10 protein-coding genes and 1 riboswitch are annotated in these 12035 nt (G+C 64.9%); of the genes, 7 read left to right on the top strand and 3 right to left on the bottom strand.

What is annotated here, in order from left to right; all coding sequences use genetic code 11:
• Nucleotide 1 precedes the first annotated feature (1 nt).
• Nucleotides 2-83, top strand: a riboswitch (ZMP/ZTP riboswitch).
• Between the two features lie 25 nt (nucleotides 84-108).
• Nucleotides 109-1701 carry a bifunctional phosphoribosylaminoimidazolecarboxamide formyltransferase/IMP cyclohydrolase gene (gene purH, locus FNV92_RS01240; protein ID WP_143842550.1) on the top strand — a complete coding sequence of 531 codons (1593 nt, stop codon included), beginning with the start codon at nucleotides 109-111 and terminating at the stop codon, nucleotides 1699-1701.
• Nucleotides 1702-1857: 156 nt separating this feature from the next.
• Here purH and FNV92_RS01235 read toward each other — a convergent pair whose 3' ends face one another.
• Nucleotides 1858-3243 (bottom strand): MFS transporter, encoded by a 1386-nt coding sequence (locus FNV92_RS01235; protein ID WP_143842551.1) that lies wholly within the window; start codon nucleotides 3241-3243, stop codon nucleotides 1858-1860.
• A gap of 100 nt (nucleotides 3244-3343) precedes the next feature.
• Between FNV92_RS01235 and ggt the strand changes: the two genes are divergently transcribed.
• Together ggt and FNV92_RS01225 are read left to right on the top strand one after the other, a co-directional pair.
• On the top strand, nucleotides 3344-5095 hold the full coding sequence (ggt, locus tag FNV92_RS01230; RefSeq protein ID WP_143842552.1) for a gamma-glutamyltransferase: 1752 nt from the start codon (nucleotides 3344-3346) through the stop codon (nucleotides 5093-5095).
• 97 nt (nucleotides 5096-5192) lie between these two features.
• The gene (locus FNV92_RS01225) at nucleotides 5193-6482 is read left to right on the top strand and encodes an MFS transporter (protein ID WP_143842553.1); all 1290 of its coding nucleotides are present in this window, start codon (nucleotides 5193-5195) and stop codon (nucleotides 6480-6482) included.
• A gap of 26 nt (nucleotides 6483-6508) precedes the next feature.
• Here the strand turns inward: FNV92_RS01225 and FNV92_RS01220 are convergent, their stop codons facing one another.
• Nucleotides 6509-7174 (bottom strand): glutathione S-transferase family protein, encoded by a 666-nt coding sequence (locus FNV92_RS01220; protein WP_143842554.1) that lies wholly within the window; start codon nucleotides 7172-7174, stop codon nucleotides 6509-6511.
• 149 nt (nucleotides 7175-7323) lie between these two features.
• Between FNV92_RS01220 and FNV92_RS01215 the strand changes: the two genes are divergently transcribed.
• From FNV92_RS01215 to panE, 4 genes are all read left to right on the top strand, one after another.
• A complete protein-coding gene (locus FNV92_RS01215; RefSeq protein WP_143842555.1) occupies nucleotides 7324-7920 on the top strand; it encodes a DUF2239 family protein in 597 nt (198 codons plus the stop codon).
• A gap of 92 nt (nucleotides 7921-8012) precedes the next feature.
• Entirely contained in the window at nucleotides 8013-9347 is a 1335-nt protein-coding gene (locus tag FNV92_RS01210; RefSeq protein WP_210248045.1) for an MATE family efflux transporter, read from the top strand.
• Between the two features lie 103 nt (nucleotides 9348-9450).
• Nucleotides 9451-10059, top strand: a complete 609-nt coding sequence (locus tag FNV92_RS01205) for a 2-hydroxychromene-2-carboxylate isomerase (RefSeq protein WP_143842557.1) — start codon at nucleotides 9451-9453, stop codon at nucleotides 10057-10059.
• 113 nt (nucleotides 10060-10172) lie between these two features.
• Complete coding sequence (gene panE, locus FNV92_RS01200; RefSeq protein ID WP_143842558.1) at nucleotides 10173-11096, top strand: 2-dehydropantoate 2-reductase; 924 nt, start codon at nucleotides 10173-10175, stop codon at nucleotides 11094-11096.
• 183 nt (nucleotides 11097-11279) lie between these two features.
• On the opposite strand, the gene FNV92_RS01195 is transcribed toward panE, so the two are convergent.
• Nucleotides 11280-11873, bottom strand: a complete 594-nt coding sequence (locus tag FNV92_RS01195; protein ID WP_143842559.1) for a c-type cytochrome — start codon at nucleotides 11871-11873, stop codon at nucleotides 11280-11282.
• Nucleotides 11874-12035 lie beyond the last annotated feature (162 nt).

Genomic DNA, 12035 nt, shown 5'->3' with positions numbered 1-12035 from the left:
CCCTCGTTCGCGCGACTGGCGACCTTGGATGGAGCACCATCGGGAAGCGCGACACATATCCGCCGCGCGCCTGGGCATAGACACTCCTTAATACAGAGGATCTTGCTCATGACTGACCATCCCCGCCGCGTCACCCGTGCTCTGCTTTCCGTTTCCGACAAAACCGGCCTGATCGAATTCGCCAAGGCGCTTGCCGGGCATGATGTCGAGCTGGTCTCGACCGGCGGCACTGCCAAGGCGATCGCTGCGGCGGGCTTGAAGGTGAAGGACGTTTCCGACCTCACCGGCTTTCCGGAGATGATGGACGGCCGCGTCAAGACGCTGCATCCCAAGGTGCATGGCGGCTTGCTTGCGATCCGCGACAACAAGGAGCATGCGGAGGCGATGAAGGCGCACGGCATCGCGCCGATCGACCTTCTCGTCGTCAACCTCTATCCGTTCGAGGCCACCGTCGACAAAGGCGCCGGCTTCGAGGACTGCATCGAGAACATCGACATTGGCGGCCCCGCGATGATCCGCGCCGCCGCCAAGAACCATGACGACGTCGCCGTCGTGGTCGAGGCACAGGACTATCAGGCCGTGCTCGACGAGCTCGCCGCCAACAACGGCGCGACCACGCTGAAACTGCGCCGCCGCCTTGCCGCAAAGGCCTATGCGCGCACCGCGGCCTATGATGCCGCGATCTCGAACTGGTTCAATCGCCAGCTCGAGATCGACGCGCCGGATTTCCGCGCCTTCGGCGGCAGGCTGATCCAGCCGCTGCGCTATGGCGAGAACCCGCACCAGACCGCGGCGTTCTATGCGACGCCCGACAAGCGCCCGGGCGTCTCCACCGCACGGCAACTGCAGGGCAAGGAGCTCTCCTACAACAACATCAACGACACCGATGCGGCCTATGAATGCATCGGCGAGTTCGACACCAAGCGCACCGCGGCCTGCGTCATCGTCAAGCACGCCAATCCCTGCGGCGTCGCCGAAGGCGCGAACCTCGTCGATGCCTATCGCAAGGCGTTGGCCTGCGATTCCACATCCGCGTTCGGCGGCATCATCGCGATGAACCGCGCACTCGACGCCGAGACCGCGCGCGAGATCACGAAGATCTTCACCGAGGTGATCATCGCGCCCGACGCGAGCGAGGAAGCCATCGCCATCATCGGCGGGAAGAAGAATCTGCGCCTGCTGCTCGCCGGCAGCCTCCCCGATCCGCGCGCACCCGGCCTTACCGCCAAGACGGTGGCCGGCGGCCTGCTGGTGCAGAGCCGCGACAACGCCGTGGTCGATGACATGACGTTCAAGGTCGTGACCAAGCGTGCACCCACGGATGCCGAGATGCGCGACCTCAAATTCGCCTTCCGCGTGGCAAAGCACGTCAAGTCCAACACCATCATCTATGCCAAGGATCTCGCCACCGTCGGCATCGGCGCGGGCCAGATGAGCCGGGTGGATTCAGCCCGGATCGCGGCACGCAAGGCCCAGGACGCGGCCGCCGAGCTGAAGCTCGCCGAGCCGCTCACCAAAGGCTCGGTGGTGGCGTCGGACGCATTCTTCCCGTTCGCCGACGGCATGCTCGCCTGCATTGAAGCCGGCGCCACCGCCGTTGTGCAGCCCGGCGGCTCGATGCGCGACGACGAGGTGATCAAGGCCGCCGACGAGCACGGCATCGCCATGGTGTTCACGGGCACGCGGCACTTCAGGCATTGAGTCTGTCGGCGTAACGGGCTGCAAGAGCGACGACGATCCCATCGACCTCGTCATTGCGACGAGCAAAGCGACGAGGCAATCCAGACTTCCTCTGCGGAACGATTCTGGATTGCTTCGCTGCGCTCGCAATGACGGCGGTGAGATCGCGTGGTGCGGCTAATCCCGCACCCGCATCAGCAGTCCCAGCCCCGCAACGAAAAACACCACCAGCACGGCCATGCCGGCTTTCTGGCTCGCCGTCACCGCGGTGATCATTCCGATCAGCAGCGGGCCGATGAAGGACGTCACTTTCCCCGTCAGCGCGAACAGGCCAAAATACTGCGCGATGCGGTCTTTCGGCGCGAGCCGGATCAGCAGCGTGCGCGAAGCCGCCTGCAATGGCCCGCCGGCGGCACCGATCAGGCAGCCCAGCACAAGATAGGCGCGTTCGGCCGCGCTCGAGAACAGGGGAGCGCCCTGTTGAGGCGGTGCGACCGCGACGAACAGCACGCTGTCCTTGTCGACCAGAAGGATCGCCGCCACAGCGAGCAAGAGGAGCAGCAAGCTGCCGGTGATCACGCGCCTCGGCCCCAGCGAATCGTCGAGCTTGCCGCCCAGCCATGCGCCGAACGTGCCGGCGATCGCCAGCATGATGCCGAAGCTGCCGATCTGGATCGTGTGCCAGCCGAACGTGCCGGCGGCATAAATGCCGCCGAACGCGAACAGCGACACCAGGCCGTCGGTGTAGATCATGTTGGCGAGCAGGAACGCCGCAAGCGATTTCTGCTGCGGCAAGCTCCTGATCGATCGCTTCAGCTCGGACAGTCCCTCGCGCAGCGCCTCGCGCACCGGGCGCTTCGCCGGATAATCCGGCGTGAACAGGAACAGCGGCATCACGAAGATGATGAACCACAGCCCGGTCAGCGGTCCGACGATGCGATCGCCCTGATGGCTGACCGGATCGAGCCCGAACAACGGCTTGAATCCGAGCAGCGTGCGGCCGGTCTCGGGATTGGCTGCGAGGAAGCCGAGCACGATGATCAAGCTGACGATGCCCCCGATGTAACCGGTGGCCCAGCCGGTGCCCGAGAGCCGGCCGATCCGTTCCGGCGGCACCAGGGTCGGCATCATCGCGTTGTTGAAGACGGTGGCGAATTCGGCGCCGACGCTGGCGAGCGCGACGGCCAGCAGCAGAGGCGCAATGATGGAGGGATCACCGGGCTTGCCGATCCACAGCGTGCAGGCGGCCAGCACCAGCAGCGCACCAAATCCTGCGATCCACGGCTTCCTGCGGCCCGACGCATCCGCGATGGCCCCGAGCACCGGCGACATCAGCGCGATGGCGAGACCCGCTGCCGCCATCGCGAAGCCCCACAGCGACTGGCCAGTGGCGGGATCTGGCGCAATGCTGGTGGCGAAATAGGGCGCGAACACGAAAGTCGTGATCAGCGTGAAATAAGGCTGTGCGGCCCAGTCGAAGAAGATCCAGCTGACGACGGCCGCGCGCGGCGGATAGGTGCGCTGCACGCCGGCCATGCGCACATCCGGGGCGATCGACGTCATCATGCAGTCCTTTTCACGAACAGTTTTGCCTGTCTCGGGGCAAACCGTATAGCATTGAAGCGACGCGTGTGAACTGGCCCGAGGCCACGGCGGAAGCTTGATGATGTCGACATATTCGACAAGGCGTGCGTTTTTCGCCTTCATTGCCACTCTGGCGTTTGGACTTGCGCCGGCGTCCGCACAGGATGCGCGGCGGGCCTATGTCCCGCCCGCGCTCGACAGCGTGCATGCGGTTCCCTCTGAGCACGGCATGGTGGTGGCGCAGGAGAAGATCTCCGCGCAAGTCGGCGCCGACATCCTCAGGCGCGGCGGCAATGCGGTCGACGCCGCAGTCGCCACCGGCTTTGCCATGGCGGTGACCTATCCGCGCGCCGGCAATATCGGCGGCGGCGGCTTCATGGTGATCCATTCGGCCGAACGCAACGAGGACGTCACGATCGACTATCGCGAGACCGCGCCGGCGGCGACCACACCGCAGATCTTCCTCGGGCCCCACGGCAAACCCGACGCCGCGAAGTCGCGCGATTCCGCGCTCGGCGTTGGCGTGCCCGGCACGGTGGCAGGTCTCACTCTGGCGCTGGAGAAATACGGCTCGGGCCAATTCACGCTGGCGCAATTGCTCGAACCCGCGATCTCGCTTGCTCGCGATGGTTTCATCGTCAGCGACGACTTGGCTGATACCTTGCCGGGCTGGCATCGCCGCCTCGCGCGATGGCCGTCCTCGGCAAAAATCTTCTCGCGTCCCGATGGCACGCCGCTCGGCGAAGGCGACAGGCTGATGCAGAGCGATCTCGCCGAGACGCTCTCGGCCGTCGCGGCGCAGGGCGCGCGCGGCTTCTACGAGGGCGCGGTCGCGGACAGGCTCGCCAAGGCCGTCTCGGATGCAGGCGGCATCATGACGCCGGCGGACTTGAAGGCGTATCAGGCGGTGATCCGCGCGCCGGTGCGCGGCACCTATCGCGGCTACGACATCGTCTCGATGCCGCTACCTTCGTCGGGCGGTGTGGTGCTGGTGGAGACGCTCAACATCCTCGAGGGATTTCAGCTTGCAGACCTGAAACAGGGCTCGCCGGTATCGCTGCATCTGCTGATCGAGGCCATGAAGCGCGCCTATGCGGACCGCGCGCGCTATCTCGGCGACCCCGCTTTCGTCAATGCGCCGATCGAGACACTCACCGCGAAGGACTACGCGGCAAGACTGCGCGCCGGCATCTCCACCGCTCGCGCCACGCCATCGAAGGATCTGGTTTCCGCTCCGGCTGCGCCGCGCGAGGGCACCAACACCACGCATTTTTCCGTCGTCGACAGTCGCGGCAACGCCGTCAGCAATACCTACACGCTGAACTTCAGCTACGGCGTCGGCCTCGTCGCGGAGGGTACCGGCGTTTTGCTCAACAACGAGCTCGACGATTTCACCGCCGCGGTCGGCGCCTCCAACGCCTATGGCCTCGTCGGCTTCGAGCCCAATCTGCCGGGGCCCGGCAAGCGGCCACTGTCCTCGATGTCGCCAACCATCGTGCTGAAGGACGGCAAGCCCGTGCTGGTGACGGGATCGCCCGGCGGCAGCCGCATCATCTCGACCGTGCTCCAGGTGATCGTCAACGTGCTCGACTACAGGATGGATGTGGCCGCCGCCGTTGCTGCGCCGCGGCTGCATCACCAATGGCTGCCGGACGAGGTGCGCATCGAGCGCGGTTTCCCGGAGGACGTGCTGGTCGAGCTGAAGGCGATGGACCATCTCATCATCGAGCCGATGGGACAGACATCCGCCAATTCGATTCTCGTGACGCCGAACGGGCCGCTTGGGGCGCCCGATCCGCGCACGCGCGGCGCGGAAGCCGCGGGGCAGTAACCCGGATGCTGCATAGCTAGAGCGCGCGCGCCGCCTTGCTCCGGCTGCCGCGCGTGCTACGACCGCGCGGGCTTAAAGTACTGCCGGGGAAACGCACATGACCGATCCGACCGGGCGCATCGAACGCGCCGAGATCGAAGACACCAGCCTTCTCGCCTTCTATCGCGACATGAATCCGCCGGAGCGCCGGACGTTCTGGGCCTGCGCGGCCGGGTGGGCGCTCGACGGCATGGACTTCATGATCTATCCGCTGGTGATCGGCACCATCATCACGCTGTGGAAGGTCGATGCGGCCTCCGCCGGTCTCGCCGGCACGGTGACGCTGCTGGCCTCCGCGATTGGCGGCTGGCTCGGCGGCTATCTCTCCGACCATATCGGCCGTGTCAGGACGCTCCAGATCACCATCATCTGGTTCTCGTTCTTCTCGCTGGTCTGCGCCGTCGTGCAGAATTTCGACCAGCTTCTGATCGCACGCGCCGTGCTCGGTCTCGGCTTCGGCGGCGAATGGGCCGCGGGCGCGGTGCTGATGGGCGAGGCGATCCGGCCGCAATATCGCGGACGCGCCGTCGGCTCGGTGCAGTCGGGCTGGGCCGTCGGCTGGGGCCTCGCTGTGCTATCGCAGGCGATCCTGTTCTCGGCCTTGCCGCCGGAGACAGCGTGGCGCTGGATGTTCGTGATCGGTGCGCTGCCGGCTCTGCTGGTGTTCTATATCCGCCGCTCCGTCACCGAACCCGAGGTCGCGGCCGAGGCGCGCGCCAAGCAGGCCGCGAGCGGCGATCGCCCGGCGCTCTGGGAGATCTTTTCGGGCCCGATCCTGAAGACCACGATCCTGGCGTCGCTGATGGCGACAGGCTGCCAGGGCGGCTATTACGCCATCACGTTCTGGGTGCCGCAATTTTTGACCAAGGAGCGTCATCTGTCGATCGTCGGCTCGACTGGCTATCTCTCGACGCTGATCATCGGCTCCTTCATCGGCTATCTCACCGGCGCCTGGCTCGCCGACCGGATCGGACGGCGCAATCTGTTCCTGATCTTCTCGATCGGCGCGATGGCCGTGGTGCTGCTCTACACGCAGCTGCCGCTGACCAACGAGATCCTGTGGGTGCTCGGCTTCCCGCTGGGTTTCTTTGCCTCGGGTTACTTCTCAGGCATCGGCGCATTCCTGACCGAGCTCTATCCGACGCGGCTGCGCGGCTCCGGCCAGGGCTTCTGCTACAATTTCGGCCGAGGCATCGGCGCGCTGTTTCCGTTCCTCGTCGGCGCACTGTCGGCATCGACGTCGCTTGCGAATGCAATCGCGATGTTCGCGGTGGCGGCTTACGCGCTGTTCTTCATCGCAGCCTTCGCGCTACCGGAAACGCGCGGCCGCGTCTTGCACGCAGACTAGTCCTATCCCGGGGGCGGTGAGGAAACTTACCGCCCCACCTGATACGGCCCGCCCTTCTCCAACGCGCGCGCATAGGCCGGCCGCGCGTGGATGCGTTCTAAAAACGCCATCGCCTTGGGATGACCGAGCTCCAGTCCGCCACGCGCTTGCGCGGCCTCGAGCGGAAAGCTCATCTGGATATCGGCGGCGGTGAACTCGTTGCCGGCGAACCACTCGCTCTTTGCAAGCTCGCCTTCCCAATAATCCATGTGCTGCTTGAGCTGCGGATTGACCAGCGCGGTAAGCGCCTGGTTCGAGACCTTGCGCACCAGCGGGCGCAGCAGCGCCGGCGCACGCTTCGGCATCAGTGTGAACAGCAGCTTCAACAGCAGCGGCTGCATCGCGGAGCCTTCCGCATAATGCAGCCAGTAGGTGAAGCGCAGCCGCTCCGGCGTGTTCGGCGGCGGGATCAGCCGGCCGTTGCCGTAGGTTGCGATGAGATATTCGATGATGGCACCTGACTCGGCGATGGTGTTGCCGTTGTCGGTGATGACGGGGGACTTGCCGAGCGGATGGATCGCGCGCAGTTCCGTCGGCGCACGCATGTCCGGCTGGCGCTGATAGCGGACGATCTCGTAAGGCACGCCCAACTCTTCGAGCAGCCACAGCACACGCTGCGAGCGGGAATTGTTGAGATGGTGGACGGTCAGCATCGGTAGGGTCCCCAGGCTAGCGTGGTCGATCAGCCGCGCGTTCGTGCCAGCCCGGGACCGCAATGTCGAGCCATCCGCCCGGATAATTTCGCCCGGGTATATTGACGGCAGCAATTTACCCGGATATTAAAGCGTCCAACGTCGTCAATATGGCAATCATTCCAATGCAAAGGTCTTTCACCGCCTTCCAGGGCTACCGCCGCCTCGCGTCCGGGGCTGCAGGTGAGGTCGCGCTGGTCGTCAAGCGGATGGCGCCGCGGCCGGACGAGCCCATCATCATTTTCGAGGACGCCACGGGCCGTTCGATCGACTTCGATCTGCGCGGCGGGGATCGCGAGGTGCTGACGCGGTTGGCGAAGCTTGTCCCGCCTCCGGTCGAGGAGACCGCGCCTCCGAACGAACCGCGCGGACGCGGCCGGCCGAAACTCGGCGTGGTCGCGCGCGAAGTGACGCTGCTGCCGCGGCACTGGGAGTGGCTCAATGCGCAACCGGGCGGCGCCTCGGTCGCGCTGCGAAAGCTCGTCGAGGAAGCCAGGCGCGCCAGCGGCGACAAGGACCGCGAGCGGCAGGCACGCGATGCGGCCTATCACTTCATGTCGACCATGGCGGGTAATTTGCCGCAGTTCGAGGAAGCCTCGCGCGCCCTGTTTGCGGATGACCGGCGCCGCTTCACCGCGCTGATCGCCGAGTGGCCGGCCGACATCCGCGACCACATCGTCAAGCTCGCCTACAGCGACCGCGCTTAAGAGCGCGGCGCTCTCCAACAACCCTATCGACGGCCAAGCCGCGCGTGCGTCGCGCGGCAACGGCTTCGCACGTCCTCATGAAAGGCACATCCATGTCCGCTCCAGGGCCGCTCTGGCAAACATTCTTGCGCTTCCTCGCACCGCTCATGTTGAGCAACGCGCTGCAATCGCTGTTCGGCACCGTCAGCAACGTCTATCTCGGCCAGATGATTGGCGTGAATGCGCTGGCAGCGGTCTCGGTATTCTTTCCGGTGTTCTTCTTCCTGTTCGCCTTCGTCATGGGCTTGAGCACCGGCGCCACCGTGCTGATCGGCCAGGCCTTTGGGGCGGGCAAGCACGGCAAGATTAAAAGCGTCGTCGGTACGACGCTCGCCGTCGGCATGCTGCTCTCGATCTCTGTCGGGTTGATCGGCGGCCTGTTCAGCCGGCAACTGATGATGCTGCTCGCAACGCCCGCGGACATTCTCGACCAGGCAAGCCGTTACGCGCGCATCATGCTGCTCACGATGCCACTCGGCTTTGTGTTCCTGCTGATGACGGCGATGATCCGCGGCGTCGGCGACGCCGTGACTCCGCTGCTGGCGCTGGCTTTGTCGACGGTGATCGGACTGATCCTGACACCGATACTGATCCGCAGCGAAGTCGGCATCACCAGCCCGGCCTGGGCGGCGGCGATCTCCAACGCCGTGACGCTGATCATTCTCGCAGTATACTTGCTGCGAAAGAAGCACGCGCTCGCACCGGACATCGCGCTGCTGCGCCATGTCCGGCTCAACCGCGCGCTGCTCGGACAGATCCTCGGCATCGGCTTGCCGAGTGCGGTCGGCATGGTGGTGATGGCGATCGCAGAACTCGTGCTGCTCGGCCTCGTCAACGGCTACGGCTCCGACGCCACCGCGGCTTACGGCGCCGTCAATCAAGTGATGGGCTACACGCAGTTCACGGCGATGTCGATTTCGATCGCGGTCTCGATCCTCGGTGCGCAGGCGGTCGGCGGCGGGGACAGGACACGGCTCGACGGCATCGTCCGCACCGGCCTCGCATTCAACCTCGTGTTGACCGGCGGGCTGGTGGCGCTGATCTACCTGGCACCGCGCGCGGTCCTCGGCCTCTTCATCACCGACGGCGCCGTGCTCGATCTGGCGAAGGAGTTGCTCTTCATCGCCCTGTGGAGCTCGGTGCCGTTCGGCATGGCGACGGTATTTTCCGGCGCCATGCGGGCTGCGGGCGTGGCGCTGACGCCGATGCTGCTGGCGATCTTCGCGATTGTCGTGATCGAGCTGCCATCCGCGGTGATCCTGAGCCGCGCCATCGGCCTTGAAGGTGTATGGGCCGCCTATCCCATCGTATTCTGCGCCATGTTCGTTTTGCAGATGGGCTATTACCTCCTGGTGTGGCGCAAGCGGGCGATCCAGCGCCTGATCTGATCATCAAGATATTATGACCATCATTAAACGGTGGACCTGTGGCGTACCCTGCGCCACAATGCGTGAAAAGCCAGACTGAAAAGCCAGGTCAGGGAGAACGATTTTGACCCGCACAGCCCCCCAATTCCTGTTCGATTTCGGCAGCCCGAACGCCTATCTCAGCCATCTCGCGATTCCGGCGATCGAGCAGTGCATCGGCGTCAAATTCGAATACGTGCCGATCCTGCTCGGCGGCATCTTCAAGTCGACCAACAACAAGTCGCCGGCCGAGACGCTGGCCGGCATCAAGAACAAGCGCGAATTCCAGACGGTCGAAACCGAGCGCTTCATCAAGCGCTTCAAGGTCAAGCCTTACGTCATGAATCCCTTTTTCCCGGTCAACACGCTGAACCTGATGCGCGCCGCAATCGCGGCGCAGGCCGAGGGCGTGTTCGAGACATATGTCGAGGCCGCCTTCCACCACATGTGGCGCGAGCCAAAGAAGATGGACGACCCTGAAGTCGCCGCGAAAGCACTGGCCTCCTCCGGCCTCGATGCCCAAAAATTGTTCGCCAGGGCCCAGGAGCCGGACGTGAAGGGCAAGCTGATCAAGAACACCGAGGAGGCGGTCGCCCGCGGCGCGTTCGGCTCGCCCACCTTCTTCGTCGGCAACGAGATGTTCTTCGGCAAGGAGCAGCTGCGCGAGGTCGAGGAGATGGTGCTGGGCGCATAGCCCCCTCGTTCTCCGGCGACAGAATGTGATCGCGGCAACATTCCGGATTGCTTCGCTTCGCGCGCTAGGGCGACTATAGATGGGCCGCCAACAGCAACAATAAGGACAATCCCATGCGTATCCTCGTGGTCGGCGCCGGCGCCATTGGCGGCTATTTTGGTGGCAGGCTATTGCAGGCCGGCCGCGACGTCACCTTCCTGGTCCGTCCCAGGCGCGCCAGCGAACTGGCAAGCGCCGGCCTCGTCATCAAGAGCCCGAACGGCGACGTAACGCTGAAGAATCCTCCGACGGTGCAGGCCGACAAGCTCGCGGAAAAATTCGACGTCGTGCTGCTGAGCTGCAAGGCGTTCGACCTCGACGACGCCATCAAGTCGTTGGCGCCGGCGGTCGGGCCGAATACGGCCATCATCCCCATGCTCAACGGCATGAAGCATCTCGACACGTTGGATGCCAGGTTCGGCAGGGAGCGCGTGCTCGGCGGCCTCTGCGCCATCGCCGCGACGCTGAACGAGCAGCGCGAGGTGGTGCAGCTCCAGCCGATGCAATCGCTCAATTTCGGCGAGCGCGACGGGCAATTGTCGGACCGGGTCAAGGCGATTGATGAGGCCTTCAAGAACGCCATCAAGGGTGCCGCCGCCAGCCAGAACATCATGCAGGACATGTGGGAGAAGTGGGTGTTCCTCTCCTCACTCGCCGCGAGCACCAGCCTGATGCGCACCTCGGTCGGCAACATCCTCGCCGCTCCCGGCGGCAGGGACTTCCTGCTCGGCATGCTCGATGAGACCAGCGCGATTGCCACCGCATCAGGCTATACGCCGGGCGGACCGTTCTTCGAGCGCGTGAAGGGCAACCTCACCACCGAAGGCTCGCCGATGACGGCCTCGATGTTCCGCGACATCAAGGCGGGACTTCCGGTCGAGGCCGACCACGTCATCGGCGACCTCATCGCGCGCGCTGACGAGGCCAAGGTGCCGGTGCCGAAGCTGCGCATCGCGTACACGCATTTGAAGGCGTATGAGAAGCAGCGGGCGGGGTAGCCGCGCGCCATACTCCACTGTCGTCCCGGACAAGCGCAGCGCAGATCCGGGATCCATAACCACAGGGAGTGGTCATGGAGCGAGGTGGTCACTCCAAGTCTTCGCCAAACTCGATCCTGTGATTATGGGTCCCGGGTTCGCGCTGCGCGCGCCCCGGGACGACAGTAGTGCTCGGAGCACGCGCTATTTGTAATGCGCCAGATAATGCGCGACCGCGGTGATCTCTTCGTCACTCATCGCGTAGGCGACGTCCGCCATCGCGGCGACGCCGCCGCCGACACGTTGGCCTGCCTTGTAGTCGTGCAGCGCCTTCACGAGATATTCCTCGCGCTGGCCGGCGATGCGCGCCACCGCCTTGGTGCCGGCGAAACTATCGGTGTGGCATGAGGCGCAGCGGCGGCCGACCGCGACCTGCGCGCCCTTCTTCGACAGATCGGAGTCCTTGTCCTCCGGACCTTTCGGCGGCGTGAGCGACGAAAAATAGGCGCCGAGATTGCGGATGTCCTCATTGCTGATCTCCTCGGCGATCGGCTGCATCTGCTCGTTCTTGCGCGAGCCGGCGCGGAAGAACACGAGCTGCCATTGCAGGAATTGATCGGGCTGGCCGGCGAGCGAGGGGATATTCTCGGTCTGCGAGATGCCGTTCTCACCATGGCAGCCGGCGCAGACTTCCGCCTTGGCCTTACCGGCGGCTATGTCGGCCGCGCTGGCGGGGAGGGATCCCAGCGCGAGGAGCGCAGCCGCGACCATTGCGTGCGAGATGAACTGCCGGCGCATAATGGGAATTCCGATCTGTCGAGCTCGTCATTCCGGGGCGCGCCACTTGGCGCGAGCCCGCAATCCATAACCACCAATCAAGGTTACGGGTTCCGGACTTGCGCGCAAGTCGCGCGCAACCCGGAACGACAGCAGGAGATTTTGAAATGAAAGAGGCTGCGG

It is taken from the genome of Bradyrhizobium cosmicum, from assembly GCF_007290395.2.
GTDB lineage: Bacteria > Pseudomonadota > Alphaproteobacteria > Rhizobiales > Xanthobacteraceae > Bradyrhizobium > Bradyrhizobium cosmicum.
The sequence above is the reverse complement of the archived record's forward strand: the minus strand, read 5'-3'. Positions and strand labels throughout refer to the sequence as shown.